The sequence below is a fragment of the Rubripirellula lacrimiformis genome, assembly GCF_007741535.1.
GTDB classification, from domain to species: Bacteria; Planctomycetota; Planctomycetia; order Pirellulales; family Pirellulaceae; genus Rubripirellula; species Rubripirellula lacrimiformis.
Map to the genome: position 1 here is coordinate 8148207 of NZ_CP036525.1, position 24286 is coordinate 8172492.

Consider the following 24286-nt stretch of genomic DNA (forward strand, 5'->3'; position numbering starts at 1 on the left):
CACTTAGATAGAACGATGAAATCAATTCACTTCACCATCGCTGCGCTGGCTATCTGCCTAGCGCCGTCGCTTGGAATCACTCAATCGCCGACCGAAAGCGATTATTACAAGATCACCACTTTCGAGACTCCCGAAGGCGAGGTGATCGAGGCCTGCGGTTTTCAGTGGATGCCCGATGGGCGTGTGGCGGTTTGTTCGCGCCGCGGCGACATCTTCATGATCGCTAACCCGCTTGCCGAACAGGTCACGGCCGATCAATTCAGTCTGTTTGCACGCGGCCTTCATGAACCGCTAAGTTTGGCCGAAAAAGACGGCTGGCTGTACGCGACCCAACGCCCCGAAATCACTCGCATGAAGGACGAAGACGGCGACGGATCGGCGGATGTCTTCGAGACTTATGCCGACGGCTGGGGCATCTCGGGTGACTACCACGAATACGCATTCGGATCCAAGTTTGACGCCGATGGCAACCTGGCGATCACCCTTTGTTTGACCGGTTCGTTTTCCAGCGTTGTTCCGTTCCGTGGCTGGGCGATGCAAATCACACCGGATGGCGAAACGATCCCGTTGTCCAGTGGCGTGCGTTCGCCGGGCGGAATGGGCGCCAACTTGGCCGGCGACATTTTCTATACCGACAACCAAGGACCCTGGAACGGCACCTGCGGATTGAAGGTCTTGGGGTCAGGCAAATTCATGGGGCACCCCGGCGGGTTGAAGTGGTACGAACTTGCCGAATCAGCCATCGGACCGCAGCCGCTGGCACCCGAAAGCGGAAGTCGCATTCCCATCCAAGTCGATCGCATCGAACAATTCGTCCCCCCGGCCATCTTGTTCCCCTACGACAAGATGGGCAAAAGCGCATCGGGCATCGCATGCGATACCAGCGCAGGAAAGTTTGGCCCCTTCGCAGGTCAAATGTTCGTCAGCGACCAAACGCAAAGCCGATTGATGCGTGTGTTCTTGGAAAAGGTCAACGACACCTACCAAGGTGCGTGCATCCCGTTTCTAAGCGGATTCGCATCTGGCAATGTGGGCACCGAAATGACACCTTCGGGTGCCATGTTTGTCGGCGGCACGAACCGCGGTTGGGGATCCACCGGCAACAAACCCTTTGCGGTCCAACGAGTGGATTGGACCGGCAAAGTCCCGTTCGAGATCCATGAAATGCGACTGCGGCCCGATGGATTCGAACTGACATTCACGCACCCCGTGGACGAAGCGACCGCGTCGGATGCAAGTCACTTCAAAATGACGACCTATGCGTACGAGTATCGTGAACAGTACGGCAGCCCCGAAGTCGATCACACCGAACCGACGATCCAGTCGGCCACCGTGTCACCGGATAAGAAATCGGTGCGATTGGTCATCGATGGCCTGCAACGTGGCCATGTCCATGAACTGCACGCCGATGGCGTTCGCGACCAAACCGGAAACCCGCTGCTGCATGCCGAAGCCTACTACACCGTGAACCAACTGCGTAATTGAACCAATGACGTAACGGCCCCGTACCCCTATCGGAAAGCATAGGAGAATCGATCGATGACAACGGGTGAAGTTCCACAGCCGACGAAGCCCGCCACGGTCGATACGGCCAGCGTAGATAGAGCCAACGTCGACTCGGTTCGCATCGACGCGGCGCCGTTGGCTGGCCGAGAAATAGTGGCGGCCATCTTATGGATGATTTTGGCCGATGTGTTCCTCTTTCGCGCCGTCGGCTTTTCGGGGCCGGCTGTGTTCCTGGCGGCGGCCCCAATTCTGTTCGTCGCCCTATTCCCCAACCTACTTGCCCGCACCTCGGCGCGATGGACGATCGGGATCATGGCGGTCGTGGTGGCTCGTTTGATTTGGCTGGGATCGGCATGGACACTGGTTTCGGGAATCGTTTTGGTGGTTGCGATTTCGATGATCGCGGCAGGTAGTGTTCCGATGGTGCTAGAGGGGATCGTGCTGGCGTCGCGTTCGTTATTGGACGGGGCGGTTCGCTTGGGACAGTCCCGTCTACCGCAACAACTCGGTGGCGGTGCCGGCGCAAAGGTGGCTCAGCGTTTGCTTTCGATCCTGCTGCCGATCGTGGCGGCAGGCGTGTTCGGGGCCATCTTCCTGTTCGCCAATCCCGACTTGCTGGAACGATTTTCCGCACGGCTAATGGACGCGATCGACGGACTGTTTCAATGGGCGAACCGATTTTCGGCCTGGGAGATTCCGTTCTGCATCGCGGCACTGCTGATCGGCATCGGACTGATGCGTCCCGCATTGCCATTGATCCGGTTTGGAACCTTGAAATCGGATTCGACTCCGCCGTCTTCGCAAACCCATTCGCCGTGGTTCGCGGCGTTTCGGAACACCCTGGTGACCGTGATCGTGTTGTTTGCGGTCTACCTTGGTTTCGAATGGCTGACACTGTGGCGACGCGAATTCCCGGCAGGGTTCTATTACGCCGGATACGCGCACCAGGGTGCCGCTTGGCTGACGGTCGCACTGGCGTTGGCCACGGGGATGCTATCGCTGATCTTTCGTGGATCGATCCTGGCCGATCCGCGCCTCGCTTCGCTGAAACGGCTGACCTGGGTTTGGTCAGGCGCCAACTTGTTGCTGGCCGTCGCCGTCTACAACCGACTGTTGATTTACGTTGGTTATAACGGGATGACGCAGATGCGAACCGTTGGATTCTTTGGCATCACGCTGGTGGTGATCGGTTTTGCCTTGGTGCTGTACAAGATCCGCCGTGGTCGTAATTTCTGGTGGCTGATCCGAACTCAGTTGGTCGCCTTGGTGTTGACGATCATCGCCTACAGCGTCTTTCCGGTCGACTACGTGACGAGCCGATACAACGCATCCCGTGTTGCCCAAGGCTATTTGCCTCCATCGGTCATGATCGCCGTCAAACCAACCAACGACGAGGGAGTTGCACCGCTGCTGGACCTGGTCGACTGCGAAGACGAAATCATCCGCGAAGGCGTGTTGGCGATCCTGGCCCAGCGACACTCAGGACTACAGTATTTGGCACGCCAGCACGGCGGCGCCCACTGGACCGCTTACCAGGGCAGCCAAAGCTGGCTGCGCAATCAGCTGGCCGCCAACGCGTCGAAGTGGTCCGAGTTCGAATCCCATGACAAGCGAAGCGATGCGATCAGAAGGTTCGAAGAATACGCGATGCAGTGGTACTGATTCATTGCGGCCGGATCCCATCGATCATCGAAAAGTAGGACGTCCTTTCCAGGCCGTCGGGGGTTTTCCCTGCGAAGACAAACGGCCTGAAAAGGCCGTCCTACGGATGGGGCAGCCCGGCTGCGACGGTGGCTTCCTGGGGACTACCGAATGCTTGATACAGGTACCATGACTTCTTTTTTTCGCCGTAGGGATGCTGCTTCGAAGGCAACCCACGCAGTCCCAACATCAGTCCGCCTTCCTGTGGATGGTCGATCCAACGGTGATACAGGAACGATTCGATGATTGGCAAACTCCGCACCTTTTGCATCGCGTACAGCAGCGATCCGGCTTGACGGTCCTGTGCATCCGGTCGGTCGTCGGTGTGGAATCCCTGTTCGCTAAGGATCACCGGGCGGACGTTCCCGCGCGTGCCTAACATCGATGGCTGACGCAGGAACCGAACCAAGACTTCCAAGTTTTCGATGGTGATCAGCGGCGTGTCCAGATCATCGCGAACCTCGCCGGGTGCCTCGGCAACGTCGTTCCAAGCGACCGGGGCAAACAGGCTTCGAGGATAGGGATGGTAGGCCACACCCCACGCAAAATCGCCTTCGACACGACTGCGATGCTGCAATCCTTCGATCACTTCCTTGGGCGATAACTGTTTCCATTGACCGTCGTCCGGCACGTTCCAGTGATGGGTCAGGGATGCGAAAACCCTAGCGTGTGGGTTGGACTGGACGGCCGCATTGTGAATCATCCGCATCGATCGATAGTAGGTTTCGATGACCAGTTCACGCGGCTGTCTTCCCATGTTGGTCCACACCGTGTGGAAGTCGATCTCGTTATGAGCGATCCAGTTGGTGATGCCTCCCGGAGCCCGACCGGTATGACGATAACGATCCGCCAACCGCCGCAGCACTTCGGCATAGATCGCCACCCCACGGTCGGTCGTCAAGTCCGGCATCGCGTAGGTGCCACCATCGCAGTCCGGATGAACCAGTGGTGCATTGGCCGACGCTTGGCGTGGCGTGGGGATCAACAAGATCGCCGACACGACCATCTGCGACCGACACGCAAAATCGATCAGCGGATCCAGATCGCCGAAGGGACGTGAATCAAAGTAGACAGGGTCGCCTGGCGCAGCGATCCGTTGGCGACCGGGACCGCCTGATGAAGTCACAAACCGGCTCAGCAAAACATTGATCGTGACCGCATCGATTCCCAAATCAACCAGATCACTTTCGGGACCACGCCGGCTGAAACCGCTAAGCCCTTTTTGGGATGACGGAATCGGTCTGGCATCGGCATAGTCGTCGTCGACCGGTTCAATCTTGGTGGCGTACGCTCTGGACGACAACGCCCGCCCCGACCCGGCCGTTGCATCCGCCGCCTGACCGATCAAACGCCACGCGCTATGAAACCGGTCGCGTCCATCGACGATCCGGGGTACCTCGATGTCGAAATGGCCCGCTGGTCCCTGCGATGACACGACCGGCCCCAGGTCTGTGGTTCGCTGATCCGCACGGCCGATCAGGTGAAGCGGTCGTTCAACCAAACGGACCGCGGCGTCGACCGGTGCTTGTCCTTGGCCACGGATGCGGATCGTGTCGGCGCGGACGACGACGTCTTCGATCGACATCGGGTAGTCACGTTCGCGGTCCTGGCGTAATTGATCGGCAAATTCCAGTTTGGCTTGCCGATCCAGTTGCCGCTGCGCGTCTGCCAGCTTTTCAATGTCGGTAGCAACTCGCACGACCAGATTGCGAATTCGAAGCCGCACGCCAGCCTGAATCCCAAGATCCAGACGCAGCTGCGTCGCGCGGCCGGCCAAGACTCGCTGGCCCGCGTCGGGCAACCGTGCCCGATAGGTCACCCATCCCTCGGCAACATCCAAAGGCGGCAGGTCAAAACTGTCGACACTGCGTATCCCCGGTCCGTAGAACCCCGACATGTTTCGCACGCCATCGGGACAGAAATAGTCGAACTGCAATATTTGATGTTCGGGCTTTAAAGGCTGTGACAAACGACCGACGATGTAGGGATCGTTGCCGGTGGTGGTGATTTCCCAACCCGCCCGGGCTTGGCGATCGTTGTCATTTCCGATTCCATCGGAATCGCCGTCCAACGCCCGCACATCCACATCATGATCCAGGCCAGGCAACCGCTCCCACTGGACGGCATAGCCATCGGTTGCCAAAACAAGCACACCCCAAGCGGCCAAGACAGCCATCCCCAAGGTCGATCGAAACGTAGGATTGGTCATCGCAAAATCACCTGCATGCATGCGCCGGCGAGACGCGGGGCGGGAAGAAACAGAAACGGGCGGGGCAGGGCGTTGGCTCGGTGGAGCCAGGTGGGCAGTTTTCTCTAGCATAATCTGACGATGAAAAAGCAACAGCGAGCCGACTTGGTCCAACAACGTTTGGCCGACCTGTATCCCGACCCACCGATCCCGCTGGACCACAAGGATGAATTCACGTTGTTGGTGGCGGTGCTGTTGAGCGCCCAATGCACCGATAAGAAAGTCAACGAGGTCACCCCGGAACTATTCCGCCAAGGACCGACACCAGAAAAAATGCGTGACTTGGGCGAACCGGCGATCCTGCAGATCATTCGTCCGCTGGGCCTGTCAAAACAAAAGGCCAAACATGTGGCCAAGCTGTCCGAAATCATCGTGGACCAGCACGACAGCAAGGTCCCGCAATCCTTCGAAGGGCTGGAGGCATTGCCCGGCGTCGGACACAAAACAGCCAGCGTTGTGATGTCCCAAGCGTTCGGGGTGCCCGCGTTCCCCGTCGACACCCACATCCACCGACTGGCCCAACGTTGGGGATTGTCCAGCGGCAAAAGCGTCGTCCAGACCGAACGGGATCTGAAAAATCTGTTCCCCGAATCAACCTGGAACGACCTGCATCTACAGATCATCTTCTATGGCCGCCAACACTGCACCGCGCGCGGTTGCGACGGTACCAAGTGCGGACTTTGCCAAGAACTGTACCCGCGCCGAAAGACGCCTGTGGTTTGGATCAAACCATAGCCGCCTACCGGCCCCAGCCAAGCGAGCCGGGTCACCGCCGACGGACGGCTTCGGTCAGCACGAGGTTGTCGCGATGAACCACGTTGTCGTAGGGACAGTGCCCCAGCAGTTCGCTGATTCGGTCGCTCGGTTGTCCCAGGATTTTTTCGACTTCGGACGACCGGTAATTGCACAGTCCGCGAGCGACTTCGTTGCCCCAGGGATCCAACATCGCAACGATACTGCCGCGTCCAAAGGATCCATTGACTGCCGTCACGCCCACAGCCAGCAAACTGCTGCCGCGGGTGGCCAGCGCATCGGCGGCACCGGCGTCCAGTTGCAAACTGCCGGCGACCGTGGCGGCCGCACCGATCCAACGACGACGTCCCCGGATCGTATGCTTTCGCGCCAAGAACAGTGTCCCGACCGATTCGCCGGCAAAGATCTTGTCCAAGACATGATCATCCCGACCGGGCGCAATGATCGTGGGGTGCCCATGTCGGGTCGCCAACTTGGCCGCTTTTAACTTGCTGGCCATGCCGCCCTTGCTGGACTTGCTCAGTCGGTCATGGGCGAACCCCAGAATCCGATCGTCGATTGCTTCGACCACATCGATCCGCGTGCTAGCCGGATCACTGGGCGGACCATCGTACAGCCCTTCGATATCCGACAGGATGATCAACAGTGCGTCCACCAACAGTCCGGCGACCTGAGCGGCCAAGCGGTCATTGTCGCCAAAGGTGGTTTTCAGTTCCGAAACGGCAACCGAATCGTTCTCGTTGATGATCGCAATCGCGCCGAAGGCGTGAATTTGGGTCAGCGCGTTGCGAACGTGCAGGTACCCGGTCCGACGCCGCAAATCCGCCGCGGTCAACAACACCTGTGCCGCGTGACGACCTTTCAGTGCCAACGACATCTCGTAGGCTTGGATCAGGTCGGTTTGCCCGATCGCCGCGATCGCCTGCAACTGGGATAGGCCCGTGGGCCTTTCTTCCAGGCCCAATTTCCCGACCCCGGCACCAACGGCACCGCTACTGACCAGCAAAACCTGCCGATCGGTGTCGGCAAGGCGGCACAGTTGGCTGGCCAAAATATCGATTCGGCGGCGATCTAACTTCCCATCGGGAGTCGTCAGGACGCGTGTGCCTACCTTCACGACGACGCAAGTGGCGTCGTTAATCGCTTCTAGTCGGGCTTGGTTCGGCAAGTCTGGGCTTTGATTCATAACCACGTGGGGGAAGAAACGAGCAAGAGTGCGATTTGCGGTTTGTTTTTATTAGAATCCGCGTATTCTGAGGGGCAGAGAATTGTCACGGGGAATCGACGCCCATGGAAGCCCGCTGTAAAACGGCGCCGCTGACCGCTTGGATCGTACCGAACGCCCTGCAGCTACAAGTATCGCCCCGGACACTGTCGGTCCACCCGAGGAAATTCCGTCGTATGAGCGAAATCCATCACGAATGTGGTGTTGCGGCCATCTACCACCTGTCTGGCCGCGGACGAAGCCCAATGTGCACCGAGGATGGCCCGCGTCAAATCACGCGGTTGCTGCCACGGATGCTGTTGGACATTCAAAATCGCGGCCAATTAGCCGCTGGGATGACAACCTACGACCCTGACCTGCCAAGGTTGTTGAAGACTCGCAAGGACGTCGGCACCGTCACCGAAGTCTTCCGACTCAATCACCGCGCCAAAGCCGAATCGCTGATGAAGTCGTTGGCCGGCCGGGCTGCGATCGGGCACGTTCGCTATGCCACCTGTGGCCAAGATGACCGCAGCTATGCCCAGCCATTCGAACGAAAACACATCCACAAACGAAAATGGTTCAGTTTTTGTTTCAACGGTCAACTGACCAATTACGGGCTGCTGAAGGAACGTTTGCTGGCCGACGGTGACCATCACCTGACACTGGACACCGATACCGAAATCATCCTGCACGAATTCGCGCGGCAGATGAGCCAGACGCAGAAACGAATCGATTGGATCGACGTTCTGCGGCAAACCACCGCTGGATTCGACGGCGCCTACAGCCTGGCTGTGTTGACGGCCGAAGGCGAAATGATCGTCGCCCGCGACCCGCTGGGCATCAAACCGATGTGTTATGTCCAAGAGGGCCCCCTGTTTGCCGCCGCCAGCGAAAGTGTGGCACTGCTGAACCTCGGATTCAGCGACGAACAGATCAAATCGCTGCCCCCCGGACACGCCATCATCATCCATCCCGAAACGGGATTCCGGATGGAACAGTTTGCCGAAACCCAGGATCCAAAGCACTGCTTTTTTGAATGGATCTACTTTGCCAACGTGGCCAGCACCCTGGATGACCGCAGCGTCTACCTGAGCCGGACACGGTTGGGCGAAGAATTAGCCCGAGCCGAACGTGAACTCAACACCGTCTCGCTGGACCCCGAAGACACGATCATCGTGCCGGTCCCGGATACCAGCAAAGCGGCTGCCGATTCGATGGCATTCCAATTGTCGATCCCCTGCCGCGAAGGGCTGATCCGAAACCGCTATGCGGGCCGGACGTTCATCGAAGGCGGCACCGCACGGAAAGCCAAAGCGGCGACCAAGTACACGCCGCTCCGCGAAGTCCTCGAAGGCAAACGCGTCATCCTGGTCGAAGATTCGATCGTTCGAAGCACGACCATGAACGCCTTGCTGGACCGGATTCGGGACGTAGGTGGTGCGAAAGAAATTCACGTTCGGGTTGCCTGCCCGCCGATCATCGCGCCGTGTTTCTATGGCATCGACATGAGCACGATCGATCAACTGATCGCGCCCAAGTACTTCAAGAACGGATTGCTGACCGACGAATCTCAGCAGCGTTTGGCGGACGACCTGGGTGCGGACTCGCTCCGTTACCTGCCCGTCGAAGCCATCGCTCGGGCGATTGGCAAACCGTCCAATCACCTTTGCCAGGCCTGTGTGACGGGACAATACCCGACGGACTGTGGCCAACACCTGTACCAAATTGCCCTGGATAACCGAGGCACTAAACTGGACAGCAAGCGAACCTACGAACAACTGGCCGCCGCCCTTTCGACCGGCTAGTGCTCGATTTTTAAACCGATCGGCGGCGAGACACGCCGATGGAACGGATCCCACTTCCGTCGTGGGATTCGCCAGAATTCCTTCGTTCGACTTTTGTCGCCAGAATTTCGTCGTTGGGAAACAGTGGACTTCCGGTGAAGTCCACCTCACGATTCGTTCTCTAGGAAAGACCGCTGCCCACGGACGGGGACAACAAGTGCTCGATCGCCGTCCAAAACATGCGATCAGCCATCTGTTCGGCGTCCTGGCGTGTCATGCTGCCATCGTCGATTTCGGTCATCCAGTTCGCACTTCCGCCGGCCGCTTGCATCGAAACACAGATTCGATGTGTCTGATCGTCGCGGCGCGGCTGGGTTGGCAGAACCGCCAACAAAGAAATCCCGACTGCGTCTTGGATGTCGCCGCTGCCCAACCGAGTGGCTCGATCATGGGCTACCATCGCCGCCTGCGTGGCGGTTTCGGGCGACGCGCTGCCAGCAATCGGCGGACGGCCCAAGTAGTCTTCCAGCGATTTTCGAGAATAGGGAATCACCGCTTCGACGAAATTCACAGACGCTTGGGGGCGACGAAAGCACTGCGTCACCGCGCCGCTGCCGCCACCGGTGACCACCAACGCGATCCGCCAATCGGATTGGACCAGCCGCGCCAAGCAGTTCACGGCATCCGCGGCCTCTGGATCGTCCATCGAATTCAACATTCCCCCGCTTGTCCTTCTGTTTGACGACCTGAACATTACCATGGCATCCTGATTCATCTCGGCAAAGCGCGAATCACGACCGTTTGGCAACACCACCCGCAACCACCCGCAACGAAATCCCTAACGATGACTCGATCGATCTCCTGCCATCACCCACGGTACCCACACGCAACAGTGATGGCCTGGTGCCTTGCCTGGATTGTAGCTGTCGGTTTGACCCTGACGATGCCGGCGACCGCACGGGCCCAGGTCGTACGATCCGATGCCGATGCCGCGGTTGTCCCTAGCGCAGGTGAGATTACCCCCGCCAAGATCAAGGATCTTCAGTCGCAGATCGATAGTGCGACAGACATCGAAGACGACGTCCGCACCCGGCTCACTGGACTTCTGAGCCAAGCATCGGACGAACTGAGCCGGGCCGCCAAACTAGAAGCCGCCGCCCAACAAGACCAGGCACTTGTCGAAAGCGTTCAAACACGCCTTCAAACGACGCTGAACGAGATCAAGGCGATCACCGATTCGCAGCCCGCATCGCCGTCCGAATCCGCCACGATGCCAGAACTGGAAAGCAGTCTGGCCAAAAAGATGGCTGACGCCCAACAGACCAAAAATCGGCTATCCGCGTTGCAAGCCGACATCACGCGGCGAAGCGATCGCCGCAAACAGATTTCATTGCTGCAGGCATCCCACGCCGAGCGTCTTGCCGAAACCGAAGCCCAACTCAACATCACTCCACCCAGCGGCGAATCGAACTGGTCAGCCAGTGCTCGGACGATTCTGCAACAAGCCAAAATGCAAGCGCTTGCTGCCGAACCGTTGGCCTATCAATGGGAACTGGCCAAGTACGACGCCGAACAAGCGGTGGACCTGCCCACCCAGAAGGTACGGGAGGCACAGGCCGAGGTCGCACGCAATGAAGCCGAGCTTGAAAAACTAAACCAACGAATCGATCAGCTGCGAAAAAGCCAAGCCCAATCACGCGTCACTGACCTGCGTGTCGCCGCCGGACAGATCGACGATCCAGTGCTCCAGCAACAAGCGATTCGCAACGTCGAACTCGCCGAAGAAAACCAAGATGTCGTGAAAGACATCGGCATCGCTTCAGCGAGAACCGACGCCGTCAAACAACGCCTCACAACGCTTGCCACCCAAGAAGAACGAACCCGCCAAAGAGTCGCCCGAGTCGGTCTTAGCGGAGCCATCGGTCTGGAACTGCGAAAACAACTCTCGTCGCTGCCCAACACACGCGACATCGAGCGGCAGGGATCGCAGCGTCAAGAAATCATGCGAAAAGTCGAACTGAGCCGTTTGCAGTACGAGGATGATCTGACTGATCTATCCAAGGAAAAACCCAATCCCAATGCAACCGAAATCGAAACGGGAATCCAAGCCGATCACGAAGCGACGCTTCAATCCTTGGGCAAAAACTATGACAAGTATTTCCAACAGTTGTCGGATCTGGACTTCAGCGAAAATCAACTGATCGCAGCAACCGATAGCTACCGCAGCTTCCTGAACGAACACGTCCTGTGGATCCGCAGCAACGGATTTTTTGGATGGACGGATCTGCGTGAAGCCGCCGAACAGTTTCGCGATCTGTTGCTTCCGTCGCTCTGGGCCGATGTTGGTCGATCGCTGTGGATTGACGTGTTCAGCCAACCCTGGCTGTACGGGCTGGGATTGCTGGCGTTGCTATTGTTGATGCCGGCCCGTTATCGAGGACGCAATCAACTATTGGCGTTTGGAAAGTCAGCCGAGCGACCAACCTGTACGGAATTTTCAATCACGATCCGCGCCGCACTGATGACCGTCACGATGGCGGTGGCATGGCCTGCTGTGCTGATGTTCCTGGGATGGCGATTGGCTGCGTCCCCACTGAACACAACGTTCCCGGTGGCCGTGGGACGCGCTTTGATCGCCACCGGTGGTGTGCTGACGCTATTGAACGTGGTCCGCCATAGCTGCCGCGAAATGGGACTCGCCGTCGCCCACTTTGGTTGGCCCAAACGAGCGGTCGAACTGCTCAAACGAAGAACCCGCCAACTGCGATTCTTGTTTTTGCCTTTCGTGTTTTTGGTGGTGCTGCTGCGTGAACTTTCGGCGATCAATGCCAACAATGCGCTCGAACGATTGGCGTTGTCAGCATCGCTGGTCATCCTTAGTTGGGCGTTGCTAAAGATCCTGCATCCCCGACGAGGAATCTTGGCCGAATACCTAAGCCGGATGCCAACTGCCTGGATCACTCGCACCAGCAATCTATGGTCGTGGACGATCATCGGATTCCCGATGTTGATGGCCATTTTGATCCTGTTCGGTTTCTATTACACCGCGTCGGAATTGGTGTGGCGGTTCTGGCACACGATGTGGCTAGCGGTCAGCTTGGTCGCGCTGCGTGCGTTTGTGATTCGCGCCTTGCAAATCAACCATCGCAAGATCCGCATTCAGACGATCAAGGATCGCCGTGCACAACAGATTGCCGCCCAAACACCGGGCGCCACGCCCGTCGTGGAACAGGCCGTGACGGGCGAAGCATTGACGCTAGAAAATGAACACGATGCGTTGCGAGCCAACAGCGAACAGGTGCTACGGATCCTGCACTCGGGACTGCTGATGACGGGGCTGCTGCTGATGTGGTTCCTATGGTCGGGATTGTTCCCAGCCTTTGGCATTCTGGACCAAGTCGAGTTTTGGAACACCGAACGAGACATTGTCGTCGAAATTCCGGCCGATGATGGCAGCATGACTCGCACGACCGAACTCCGCGTCGTCCCCGTCACGCTGATCAATTTGATCGCCGCGGCACTGATCGGACTGGTCACATTCACATTGGTCCGAAACGTCCCCGGCCTTATCGAAATCGTGATCCTGCAAAAACTGCCCCTCGAAGCGTCGTTCAAATTTGCGATCGTGACGATGTGTCGATACGCCATTCTGGTCGTCGGGCTGCTGTTGGCGTTTTCTGCGGTCGGAGCCAGTTGGTCCAAATTGCAATGGTTGGTGGCGGCGTTGACCGTCGGCTTGGGATTCGGCCTGCAGGAGATCTTTGGCAACTTTGTCTCCGGCATCATCATCCTGTGGGAACGCCCCATCCGCATCGGCGATGTCGTGACACTCGACGCGGTCAGCGGAACGGTCTCTCGAATCCAGATGCGTGCGACCACCATCTCGGACTGGGACCGCAAGGAATACATTGTTCCCAACAAGGATTTTGTCACCGGACGACTGCTGAACTGGACACGATCCGATCAGGTCAGCCGGATCGTGGTGCACATCGGCGTCGCCTATGGATCCAATGTCCGCCAAGCGATTGACCTGTTACTTGCAGCAGCCAATCACCACCCCCGCGTGATGGACGACCCAGCCCCAAGTTCGACCTTTGACGGATTCGGCGACAGCACGCTGAACCTCAGCTTGCGATGCTTCGTCCCCAACCTGGAAGGTCGCTTGGACGTGATCAGCGAAATCAATCTTGCGATCGATGATACGTTCAAACAAGCCGGAATCGAAATCGCCTTCCCGCAAACCGATCTGCACATCCGCAGCGTTCCAGCCGAATGGACGGTCAGCTCGGGTCCACAACCCTCGGCCCCGGCAACCGTCACCACCCGCGAACGGACCGACGCGTCCAATTATCCCGTTGGCGAAGAAATTCGTGCAGGTTCCAAGTCGCTTTCAAACGAATGACAATTCCACCTCTTCCCGTGGGGAGAGCCAAAGCGAGGGAAGGGCGGTGGGGGCGGCTGCCGCGGCCCGAACAACGCCGCTATCGGAGATACCGGGATCGGCAAGCGTGCCACTCCCTCAACTGGTCGGCCAGGAACCATCGCGGTCGGCCGGCCACCACCCCGCCCACAGATCCCCGTCTCCGATTGGCCGAAAATAAAACATTCTTCGCTTGGCTGCGCCGCCTCCCCAAGCGGCAACCCAGTACCGCGTAGCCTTCTTGGCAGGCAAAATTTTGCGGTTGGCACATCATCTGCTTTTAAGGGCGAACATTGGGCGAAGAACGCTCACCGCCTGTATGTGTCTTCCCTGAAAGCTTGCCGTCGATGCCATTTCGTTGCCCCCCCGTTGATAGCCGCCCGACGAACGGGGCAGGTACCCAGCGGTGGGCAAAGCGACGGTCGGCCACCATCCAATCGGTAGCGATCGCCTGGGCCACGACGGCTGCCATCTGCATCGGCTTCGCCCCGCCTTTGGTATATGGGCAAGCCGCCACCGACGCGTCCGCGGAAACCACGACCACCGAACCGGCCCAAGCCGTCTCAGTCGAAAATGTGACCGACGACGCGGAAATCACAGACCGCGTCACTCGCATCCTGAAATCGACACCCTGGTTCAAGGATGTCAAAGTCGAGACCGACAACGGTGTGGTGACGGTTCACGGTGTCGCGGACACCGCCGAACATCGTGACTGGGCCATCGCCCTGGTCAATCGCACCGAGGATGCGGTCGCAACGGTGGATGCGATGTCGATCGACCCCACCGTCGACCTGCAAGCATCCGCATCGGTCGTTGAACGCAGCTTGTATGAACTGTGGCGAGACTTCCTGTTGCGATTGCCATTGTTGATCGCATCGTTGGTCTTCCTGGTCATCACCGCAGTGCTTGCCAAAATCATTTCTTCGGTCGTACGACGAGTATTGAACAAGCGACGCATGCGGACAGGACTGAAAGACCTGCTGGATCAGTTGACGACGATCGCCATCTGGATCATCGGAATCTTGATCGCAACGGTCATCGCGTTTCCAGGCATGACCCCGTCGAAAGCATTGACCGTGCTGGGCCTCGGGTCGGTCGCCATCGGTTTTGCGTTTAAAGACATCTTCGAGAACTTCTTTGCCGGAATCTTGATCCTGCTGCGATACCCATTCGATCGCGGCGACTTCATCACCTGCAACGGTCTGACCGGGTGCGTTCAAGAGATCACGATTCGAAACACGATGATCCGCCGTCTGGATGGTGAATTGACCATCATCCCCAACGCCCAACTGTTCAAATCCAACGTTGATGTGCTGACCAACCAAGACCAACGCCGAATGCGGCTGATCTGCGGCGTCGCCTACGACGAGGACGTCGACCAGGCCCGAGATGTGATTTCAGACGCGGTCCGCAAGTGCCAAGCAGTCGACTCGGACCGAACCATCGAAGTATTTGCCATGGAATTCGCGGATTCCAGTATCAATTTCGAAGTGACCTGGTGGACCGGGTCGCTGCCAGCCGATTTACGCCGCAGCCGTGACCAGGTGGTCGCATCGATCAAACGAGCCCTCGACCAGGCTGGAATCGAGATTCCGTTCCCATATCGAACATTGACGTTTAAAGATCCCAATTTGACTGCATCGGTCTTGGGCCCCCCTCCGCAATTGGAGCAAAAATGATGACAATCAGCGAACCATCTCCAACAGCACCTGCGGTAGAAAACAGTCTTTCGCAACAGGTCGCTGATATCCAACGCCCACTGCGGACCGAGCGCATGCCCAAAGTACTGGTCATCGACGATGACAGAACCATCTTGTTGCTGGCCGAAAAGGCGTTAGCACCGATTGCCGATGTGACCACCGCAGAAACGGCCAAAGAAGGCCTGAAACTGCTGCACAGCGATACGTTCGATGCCGTCCTGCTGGACATCATGTTGCCCGACCAAAACGGGTTGGCGTTCTATTGCCAAATTCGCGATCTGGATCGTCGATTGCCCGTCATCTTCATGACGGTCGAAGCGGCAAGCCATACGGCGATCGAAGCGATGCAGCTGGGTGCCTTCGATTACTTGGCCAAACCATTGTCGGTGGACCCGCTTCGTGACTTGGTCGACAAAGCGATCGAACAACGCCAAATCAGCAGCATCCCGGTTGCGATCTCGGCAAACGATGAATCCGCGGACTCGTCCAGCGAATTGTTCATCGGCCGTAGCCAACCGATGGTCGACGTTTTCAAAGCGATCGGCCGCGTTGCCAAACAGAACGTGCCGGTTCTGATCCGTGGGGAAAGCGGTACCGGCAAGGAACTGGTCGCCCGGGCTCTGTACCAGTACAGCCACCGCAGCGAGGGCCCGTTCCTGGCGGTCAACTGCGCGGCGCTACCCGACAACCTGTTGGAGAGCGAACTTTTCGGCCACGAAAAAGGCGCCTTCACCGGTGCCGAGTCTCGCCGTATCGGGAAGTTCGAACAGTGCAACGGCGGCACGCTGTTCTTGGACGAAATTGGTGACATGGCACCGTCGGTCCAGGCCAAGGTGCTGCGAGTGCTGCAAGAGCAACGATTCGAACGCGTCGGTGGCAACACCGAACTGACAACGGACGTCCGGATTGTCGCCGCGACGAATCGACCGTTGGAAAAGATGGTCGAAGATGGCGAATACCGTGAAGACCTGCTGTACCGATTGAACGGCGTGACGATTCATCTGCCACCGCTCAAAGAACGTCGCGATGACATCGCCGCACTGATTCACCACTTCTTGTTGCAGGCCAAACGCGACCTGAACAAGCCTGACCTGGAAGGGTTGTCGCCGGAAACGGTGCGTCTGCTAGTGAATCATGATTGGCCGGGGAATGTACGGCAGTTGCGAGCGGTGATTCGCCGCTGTGTGCTCGACACATCCTTGCCCGTCGTCGTGCATGACACGTTGCCCAACGACATCAAAGGAACATCGGCCGCTAAACCCAACGCTGGCGATACCCTCACCACGGACCGCGGGTCCGATGCTGCGGGCAAACAGTTGCCTGAACTGGTCGATCGACTGCTTCGCGAAAAATCAACCGATGTCTATGCCGAGGCCGTCCGTTACACCGAACAGTTTGTGTTGTTGAAAGTATTGCAGGAAACCGGCGGCAATCAAAGTCAGGCGGCTGAAATCTTGGGCATTACACGTGGCAAGCTTCGCGATCGAATCGCTAGCTACAACATCGTTTTGGAAAGTGGCGTTTCGATTCGCAACGAACAATAGCAGGGAGAGAGTGACTGTGACCGAAGATCAAAGAGAGCGATTCGCATCCGCATTGAAGCGTCTTTCGGGTGACGAAGAATTACTAGTTCAAATGGCTGTCATGGTTTCGCAAGACGCCGTTCCCGTGTTGGCATTGCTGCGTCAACAAATCAGTGAATCATCACTCGATGATGCGGCAGCCACGGGCCACAAATTGAAGGGCATGTTCAGCACGTTTGAAACGGGATCTCCCGTTGCCGAACTGCAGGACGTGATCCAAGTTTGCCGATCGGGCGATTCGGCCGCCGCCCAGTCGATGTTCGCAGGCCTGGAACCTGACCTGAATGTCCTGTTGGGCGAACTAGAACTGCTATCCACTTCCGATGACCCATCTTCGATGGATCGCTCGTCGTGAATCGGCTGGCCAAGGAATCATCGGATCGTTCTAGCCAGTTGGTGCGAGACACGTTGACCCGGATCGCGCTGGTAACCGCATGCGGATTGGCGATCGCGATTGGGTTCTTTGCCCGTGATCTGTGGATGCTGATTTTCGGGGCGGCCTTGGTATCGGTAGTGATCAATCGGTCGGCACGCATGCTAGGGAAAATCACACCCGCATCCTGGACGGACCAGTTTCGTGTCGGTCTGATTCTGTTGATGCTCGTCATCGCCGCCGCGATCACCGCGGTAACCTTCGCCAATTCGGCCAGTCAACAAGTTGTCACGTTGACCGACCGAATCAGCGATTCATCCACCGAATTCCTGCAGTCCGTCCGTCAACATCCGATCTACCAACGCTTGCAACCTGCGGCCGAAAATCCCGACGGTTCGACCATGATCACCAACGCGATGCCCGATTCGGGAAAGTCGCTGGGAATGTTGCGATCGCTGTTCACGTCGACCTTTGGTTTGATGACAGATTTCTTGGTCCTGGTCATCCTTTCGGCGTACTTTTGTGTCTCCCCATCGGTTTACCGCGATGGTGCGTTGAAGTTCTTGCCGGTCGATTGGCGGGACCGGGCTCGTGGCTTGATGACGGAAACCGGCGACACCTTGTCGCGATGGATGGTCGGTCGATTGATCGCAATGTCCTTGGTCGGCATTTGTTTTTCAATCGGATTGGCAGTGATCGGGATTCCGATGCCGATCCAGCTTGGAATCTTTGCCGGCCTAGTCACGTTCATCCCCAACCTAGGTGCGTTGGCAGCCGTCGTCCCGGCGTTGCTGTTGGCGTTCAGCCAAAGCAATACAGCCATGATCTCTGTGATCGCTTTGTACGGTGCTATCCAGTTCGCCGAAAGCTATCTGATCACGCCGCTAGTCCAACAGCACCAGGTCGCTTTGCCACCGGCGATCGTGATTTTGTCACAGATCATGGCGGGCATCCTTTTCGGATTCTGGGGCATCGTCTTTGCGACCCCGCTGGCTGCTGCGGCGATGGTCTGGATACGTGGACTGTATTTGCAGGACTACCTTCAACAGGACTCGCAATAGCGTCGGGTCGGCAAAACACTTTGGCTAGCACCCAGTGCGTCGGCAGGTAAACGAAAGTCGGTAGCCCCACCATCAGAAGCGTCAGCCATGCCCAAGATGGCATCGAAGTCTGTGGCTGCGCGTCGTCCATGCCAAACACATAGTTGATGTTGTGTGGCTGATTGGCAAAGTCCAATTCTGCTCCCGCTGGCGGCATCAGGAAATAGCACACCAACATCAAACCCCACGCGGTGATTGTCCATGCTTTCAGAGCCCGACGGTCGTAGCCAATGCGCGCCAGGATGAACAACAGCAGGATCGGCAACCAGAAGTGAAAGAACGATAGTCCACGGGCAAACAACGATATCCCGTCGTCAAACATGTAGCTTGTCATCCCGGTCACGGGCAATCCAGCGATCTGGCCCAAGAAGTCCACCTGCCACAGCACCTGGGGGACGGCGATTCCAACCGCCGCCATCGATGCAAAGATCGGACGTTCCGTCCAAATTCCAATCACGGCCAAGAACAACGCAACGTCGCAGTAATACAGAAAATTCGTGGCCCCGTACTCGCGCCAATAGTACGGCACCAAGACTGCGACGAACGCGGTGAACAAAACTTTGGCGGCCATCGGCAGACGACGTGTTGATTGGTCGATGTGCCGGCCAATGGATGGGGTGTCGCCTGCGGGGAAGGCGTCCATCGGATTTCCGACTCTCGTTTCGTTCATCTTGTTCCGCCCGCCCGAAGTAGAAATGGGTGTCTCTGGATCGTCGACTAACTGCTCTAAAAATCCAGAGCCTACGCCGCTGGGACGGCTGCGCAGAAAAGTGGCTGCCAACGCCGAATTCGTTCTGGCAGCAGTCCGAGGATGACTTGTTGCGGCCGCGGGGGCGGGCTACAGTGGCTTAGCCACCGCCGCTGCTCACCACGAGGTCATCTGTTGCAAACCGAACGAATCCCCGTCTACGAGCGACTAAACGACCGGCTAAGGACGGCGCTTGGGGACGACTATCGCTGCGGCGACAAGTTTCTGACCGAACGAGAAATCAGCCACCAGTTTTCAGTTAGCCGCGCCACCGCCAACAAGGCTCTGGCCAGTTTAGTGTCCGAAGGGTTGCTGGAATTCCGCCGTGGGATCGGCACCTTCGTGCGGCGTGATGCGATCCACTACGACGTGCGATCCTTGGTCAGCTTTACGGAGAAGGCCAGGGCAGCGGGAAAAGTCCCATCGACTCAACTGATCTCGTTCGACCGTGTCGATGCCGGCCAGACTGACGCGATGGTGTGCGAAGCATTGGGCGCGTCGCCAGAATCCAAACTATGGCACATGCAGCGACTTCGCTTGGCAGATGGCTGCCCAGTCATTCTGGAACGCCGCTACATCAACCAATCGCGATGCCCCAAACTGACCAAGGCCCAAGCGGCTGGGTCGTTGTACCACGCCTTGACCGAGAAACATTCGTTGGCGATCGCTGGTGCCGATGAAATCATCCGAGCGGTTTTGTTGACGGCAAGCGACGCAAAACAGTTGGGCGTCCCGGCGAATTCGCCCGCGCTCGAAGTCGTGGCGGTCGGCTTCATTGACGACCGTGATTCGTCGCCACTGTGGTGGGAACGAACGCTTTACCGTGGTGATCAGTACGAATTCCACAGCCGGCTTGGCCCGATACGTACGGCCACACCGGCGCAAGGACGGCTGCGTCAAACCAAGTGATCGAAATCGACTGAAAAACACACTGCATCCATCGAAGCCCAAAGGAACACTCGCCCCGTGAACACTCAACCTTGCGCCGCCGTTGTCGGAACTGGATTCATCGGCCCCGTCCATGTCGAGGCTCTGAAGCGAGCCGGCGTCCAGGTAACGGGCATCCTGGGATCGTCACCCGCAAAGTCGGTCGCTGCGGCACAATCGCTTGGTCTACCGCGCGGTTACCAGTCGTTCGACGAAGTGCTGGCCGATGAAACCGTCGACGCGGTGCACCTGACGACGCCCAACCGTTTTCATTTTGAACAGGCGGCCGCATGCTTGCGATCTGGCAAACATGTGATGTGCGAGAAACCACTGGCGATGAACTCCGCACAATCGCAGGAACTGGTCCAATTGGCTCGGCAATCGGGGTTAGCCGCAGGCGTCGCGTACAACATTCGCTTCTATCCGCTTTGCCACGAAGCAGCAGCGAGAGCCCGAACAGCAGACTTTGGTGACTGCCTGCACATCACCGGATCCTATGTCCAGGATTGGCTGCTGAAACCGACCGACTACAACTGGCGTGTCATCGCCGAAGACGGTGGTGAACTGCGGGCCGTCGCGGACATTGGCACTCACTGGCTTGACCTGGTTCAGTTTGTCACCGGACTTCACGTTCAATCCGTGTGCGCGGATCTGCAAACCGTACACGCCACGCGTCAACGTCCTACCGGCGAAACCCGATCGTTCTCTCACAGCAACGATGCAGCGACCCACCCGGTGTCGATCACAACCGAAGACGCTGGATGCATCCTGTTGAAATTTTCGGACTTAAGTCGCGGTTCGCTACATGTATCCCAGACGACCGCAGGCCGAAAGAACTGTTTACGATTCGAGATCGCCGGCAGCGGACAATCGCTGGCCTGGGATAGCCAACAGCCCAATTCGCTGTGGATCGGCCATCGCGATCGCCCCTCGGAAACCCTGATTCGCGACCCTGCCTTGATGTCACCCTCGGCAGCCCAAGTCACCAGCTATCCCGGCGGCCACAACGAGGGTTTTCCCGACACATTCAAGCAGCTATTCCGCACGTTCTATGCCTCCATCGAAGCCCACGACTTTGGCCCGTCACAGAAGTATCCGATGTTCATCGATGGACACCGAGAAATCCTGCTGTGCGAAGCGATCCTGCAGAGCCATCGCCAACAGGCCTGGGTGGACGTTGACCGTTTCGAAGATTAGCCGCGTTCATCCATCCCCGTTCGCTACACCTCCTTGGTTGCCCCATTCCTGAAAGATTTTTCATGCAAGATTTCACCTATCACGATGTCTCGAAGATGATTGATCACTCGTTGCTCAATCCCACTCTTTGCGTTGCGGATCTAGAATCCGGCATCGAATTGGCGATCGCTTACGACGTTGCAAGCGTGTGCATCATGCCATACCACCTTCGTCGTTGTGCCGAGCTGCTGGCGGGCACAGACGTCCAGCCATCCACCACGATCGGATTCCCACACGGCGGGCACACCACGGCCATCAAACGCGCCGAAGCATCACGTGCCGTCGATGATGGATGCCAGGAACTGGATATGGTGATCAACATTTCCAAGACGCTCTCCGGCGACTGGGACTACGTCCAACAAGACATTGCGGCTGTGATCGAAGTGGCCCATGCAGCCGATCGAAAGGTGAAAGTGATCTTCGAAAACTGCTACCTTCGTGATGATCAAAAGATTCGCCTGTGCACCATCTGTACGGATTTGAAAGCCGACTGGGTGAAGACGTCGACCGGGTATGGCACCGGCGGCGCGACCCACGACGACCTAAAATTGATGCGTCAACATTCCGGCGATCATGTTCAAGTCAAAGCCGCCGGTGGCGTGCGGGATTTGGACGCCCTATTGGCTGTTCGCGAACTAGGCGTGACGCGGTGCGGCGCAAGCCGAACAGCCGAAATGATGGACCAAGCACGCCAACGCTTGGGTTTACCGACCATCGATGTGAAAGCGTCCGGATCAGCCGGATACTGATCACCGGCAGCGCCGGATTCCCATCACCCCGCACGGATCATCCCAAGGCGAACACGAAGAACCGAGTCTTGAATGGTTCACGATCACGAACGTTGTTGGTGATTGCGGCCTGCGCATTTGGTCGAGCTTTCAACGGCGATGGCGAACCGCTGGCAGTGAGGCCACGGGCGACGAAGAATGCCGGGGCGCGAACGCGCCCACGGCTCACTGAATCAGCAGGCTGCTGATCACTTCGAATCGGTGATGCAGTAGACCTTGGTCAAGGTGCGGATCAACAGTTTTCCGCCCACCACACTGGGCGTGGCGATGCACAGTTCGTCCAGCGGATTGGTCGCTAGGATTTCAAACTCGGGGCCTGCTTTGACCACATACGTCAGTCCATCTTCGCTTAAACAGAATACTTTGCCGTCGTAGGCCCAGGGCGACGCGGTGAAGGATCCCTTCGGCGAAAAGCGTTGTTTGCCGTAGACTTCTTCGCCCGTCAACGCGTTGTGGCACGTCATGAATCCTTGATCGTAGACGGTATACAGGTAGTCGCCGTACACGATTTGCGTGGTGTTGTAGGCCGAGGCCTGGGGCTGATACCACTGGATGAATTCGCTGTTGCTGAAGTCCCCGTCACTCAAGTCCCCCTCACTCAAGTCCCCGTCGTTGGCAATATCCCCGCTGGCCCCTGGCAGAATCGCAAACGTCGGGCGATGCGTGTCGCCGACATATCCCGATGACACGTAACACATCCCATGCGCCGCAAACGGTGACGGGATCACCAGGATCGACATATCCCCGTCGAAGCTCCAAAGTTCGTCGCCCGCGAGCGAATAGCTGCGATTCTTTTGTTTCCCGGGGACCACGATTTCGGTTCGCAGGTCGTTTTCCCAGATGAACGGTGTGGCCCAAGATGCGGTTTCCGATCGCTCGGTTCGCCATCGCTGTTGGCCGGTCTTGGCGTCCAGTGATGTGATCCAGGAATCTTCCTGGTTGTCGTACACGACGATCACTTGCCCATCGTGCACCACCGGCGATGATGCGGCGCCATAGTCCATGTTGGTCTTCTTGGGATCGATCATCTTGGACCACATCAAGTCCCCGTCCAAGCTGTAACAAAACAACCCCAAGTCACCGAACAACACAAACAACCGCTCGCCATCCGTCGCCGGCGTCTCGGCCGCATAGGAACTCTTGGGGTGCCGTGGCACCAGAGGACGCCCAGTATGCGATTCGCGTTTCCAAATCTGGTTTCCGGTATTCAAATCCAAACAGTACACCATCCAGTGGTGAATTCCCTTGGCTGGATCTCGCACCCCCTTGCCCAGGTACAATCCACTCTTCGGTTCCACATTCGGCTCGTCCGCCACCACCGACGAAACGAAGATTCGATCACCAACCACGATGGGGCTGCCCCAACCCTGGCCCTCGACATCCGCAACCCATGCAACATTGTCCTCGGCATTCCACTGCGTTGGCAGCCGGGGATGGTCATCCGCGACGCCCGTCGCATCGGCACCACGAAAACGCGGGAAGGTATCGTCCGACACCCCCACCGAAGCCAGACAAATCATCAGTCCAAAAACAAAGGTTCGCATCTCGGATTCCAGTTTGGCACAGCGTTGGCAAATCAACATGAACATCGCATTCTAATAGACTCGGGCGGCACCCACCTCCGCCACCAGACCAGATCGCAGACGAATCGACACCGACCATGGCCGGACCGCACGACACACCAGGGAACACTCGATGCCCCATCCCACGGACACAAGCCGCCGGCACGGCGTTCTAGGCAAATCCGTCCGCCGCGCATGTGACGCAGCATTCGCCACGATCGAACGTGGCCGGCGACTTCTGGGCCGACCGCCGGTGCGAAGCATCTCGACCGAAGAAGTTCGCAAAGCGACCACAAAACACGGATCGCCCATCGTGTTGGTGGATGTTCGCGACGATTCGGAACAACGGGTATCCCGAATCCCAGGATCGATTTCGCTAAAAGAATTCAACGCCGCCCCGAACCGGCATCGCGGCAAAACGATCGTTCCCTACTGCACCATCGGCGGACGCAGTTACCTGTTTGCCCGCCGATTGGTCGCCAAGGGGTTCGACGCCCAAAACTATCGCGACAGCATCCTGGGGTGGGTCCACTGCGGACTGCCCCTGGAAACCCCAACCGGACAACCCACCAACGCGATCCACCCCTACTGGTCGATCTTTCAAGTTCCGGACGCTTACCGCGCGCAAAAGTGACGACCCAGGATATCAC

The 24286-nt window shown here is 57.9% G+C and carries 17 protein-coding genes and 1 pseudogene; 13 read left to right on the top strand and 5 right to left on the bottom strand.

Annotated features, from left to right (window positions below):
• The first annotated feature begins 15 nt into the window (after positions 1-15).
• Together K227x_RS28475 and K227x_RS28480 are read left to right on the top strand one after the other, a co-directional pair.
• Positions 16-1485: a DUF7133 domain-containing protein gene (locus K227x_RS28475; RefSeq protein ID WP_145176104.1), complete on the top strand. Its 1470-nt coding sequence runs from the start codon at positions 16-18 to the stop codon at positions 1483-1485.
• Between the two features lie 54 nt (positions 1486-1539).
• On the top strand, positions 1540-3168 hold the full coding sequence (locus K227x_RS28480; RefSeq protein ID WP_145176107.1) for a DUF4153 domain-containing protein: 1629 nt from the start codon (positions 1540-1542) through the stop codon (positions 3166-3168).
• Between the two features lie 100 nt (positions 3169-3268).
• Here the strand turns inward: K227x_RS28480 and K227x_RS28485 are convergent, their stop codons facing one another.
• A complete protein-coding gene (locus K227x_RS28485) occupies positions 3269-5416 on the bottom strand; it encodes a DUF5722 domain-containing protein (RefSeq protein ID WP_145176110.1) in 2148 nt (715 codons plus the stop codon).
• A 120-nt stretch (positions 5417-5536) separates the two neighbouring features.
• Here K227x_RS28485 and nth point away from each other — a divergent pair, with 120 nt between their 5' ends.
• Positions 5537-6190 carry an endonuclease III gene (nth, locus tag K227x_RS28490; protein WP_145176113.1) on the top strand — a complete coding sequence of 218 codons (654 nt, stop codon included), beginning with the start codon at positions 5537-5539 and terminating at the stop codon, positions 6188-6190.
• A gap of 31 nt (positions 6191-6221) precedes the next feature.
• On the opposite strand, the gene proB is transcribed toward nth, so the two are convergent.
• Complete coding sequence (proB, locus tag K227x_RS28495) at positions 6222-7394, bottom strand: glutamate 5-kinase (RefSeq protein WP_145176116.1); 1173 nt, start codon at positions 7392-7394, stop codon at positions 6222-6224.
• 215 nt (positions 7395-7609) lie between these two features.
• On the opposite strand from proB, the gene K227x_RS28500 reads away from it, so the two are divergent.
• Positions 7610-9220, top strand: coding sequence for an amidophosphoribosyltransferase (locus K227x_RS28500; protein WP_145176119.1), 1611 nt, complete (start codon positions 7610-7612; stop codon positions 9218-9220).
• 160 nt (positions 9221-9380) lie between these two features.
• On the opposite strand, the gene K227x_RS28505 is transcribed toward K227x_RS28500, so the two are convergent.
• A complete protein-coding gene (locus K227x_RS28505) occupies positions 9381-9917 on the bottom strand; it encodes a hypothetical protein (protein ID WP_145176122.1) in 537 nt (178 codons plus the stop codon).
• A gap of 177 nt (positions 9918-10094) precedes the next feature.
• Between K227x_RS28505 and K227x_RS28510 the strand changes: the two genes are divergently transcribed.
• The 5 genes and pseudogenes from K227x_RS28510 to K227x_RS28530 form a co-directional block, all read left to right on the top strand.
• Positions 10095-13601: a mechanosensitive ion channel domain-containing protein gene (locus K227x_RS28510; RefSeq protein ID WP_218933613.1), complete on the top strand. Its 3507-nt coding sequence runs from the start codon at positions 10095-10097 to the stop codon at positions 13599-13601.
• Positions 13602-13966: 365 nt separating this feature from the next.
• Entirely contained in the window at positions 13967-15298 is a 1332-nt protein-coding gene (locus K227x_RS28515) for a mechanosensitive ion channel domain-containing protein (RefSeq protein ID WP_145176128.1), read from the top strand.
• Positions 15299-15393: 95 nt separating this feature from the next.
• Positions 15394-16863, top strand: a complete 1470-nt coding sequence (locus K227x_RS28520; RefSeq protein WP_145178585.1) for a sigma-54-dependent transcriptional regulator — start codon at positions 15394-15396, stop codon at positions 16861-16863.
• Between the two features lie 16 nt (positions 16864-16879).
• The gene (locus tag K227x_RS28525; RefSeq protein WP_145176131.1) at positions 16880-17257 is read left to right on the top strand and encodes a hypothetical protein; all 378 of its coding nucleotides are present in this window, start codon (positions 16880-16882) and stop codon (positions 17255-17257) included.
• Positions 17258-17382: 125 nt separating this feature from the next.
• Positions 17383-18234, top strand: a pseudogene (locus tag K227x_RS28530) (AI-2E family transporter); the annotation flags it as partial.
• Here the strand turns inward: K227x_RS28530 and K227x_RS28535 are convergent.
• Positions 18215-18946 carry a hypothetical protein gene (locus K227x_RS28535; protein WP_391540469.1) on the bottom strand — a complete coding sequence of 244 codons (732 nt, stop codon included), beginning with the start codon at positions 18944-18946 and terminating at the stop codon, positions 18215-18217. The pseudogene K227x_RS28530 and the gene K227x_RS28535 sit on opposite strands and share 20 nt — an antisense overlap.
• A gap of 312 nt (positions 18947-19258) precedes the next feature.
• Here K227x_RS28535 and K227x_RS28540 point away from each other — a divergent pair, with 312 nt between their 5' ends.
• From K227x_RS28540 to deoC, 3 genes are all read left to right on the top strand, one after another.
• Positions 19259-20032 carry a GntR family transcriptional regulator gene (locus tag K227x_RS28540; protein WP_218933615.1) on the top strand — a complete coding sequence of 258 codons (774 nt, stop codon included), beginning with the start codon at positions 19259-19261 and terminating at the stop codon, positions 20030-20032.
• A 57-nt stretch (positions 20033-20089) separates the two neighbouring features.
• Positions 20090-21247, top strand: coding sequence for a Gfo/Idh/MocA family protein (locus K227x_RS28545; RefSeq protein ID WP_145176140.1), 1158 nt, complete (start codon positions 20090-20092; stop codon positions 21245-21247).
• 62 nt (positions 21248-21309) lie between these two features.
• Positions 21310-22035, top strand: a complete 726-nt coding sequence (gene deoC, locus K227x_RS28550; protein WP_145176143.1) for a deoxyribose-phosphate aldolase — start codon at positions 21310-21312, stop codon at positions 22033-22035.
• A gap of 227 nt (positions 22036-22262) precedes the next feature.
• Here deoC and K227x_RS28555 read toward each other — a convergent pair whose 3' ends face one another.
• The gene (locus K227x_RS28555) at positions 22263-23657 is read right to left on the bottom strand and encodes an outer membrane protein assembly factor BamB family protein (RefSeq protein ID WP_246146361.1); all 1395 of its coding nucleotides are present in this window, start codon (positions 23655-23657) and stop codon (positions 22263-22265) included.
• Between the two features lie 112 nt (positions 23658-23769).
• Between K227x_RS28555 and K227x_RS28560 the strand changes: the two genes are divergently transcribed.
• Positions 23770-24270 carry a rhodanese-like domain-containing protein gene (locus K227x_RS28560; RefSeq protein WP_145176146.1) on the top strand — a complete coding sequence of 167 codons (501 nt, stop codon included), beginning with the start codon at positions 23770-23772 and terminating at the stop codon, positions 24268-24270.
• The last annotated feature ends 16 nt before the right edge of the window (positions 24271-24286 follow it).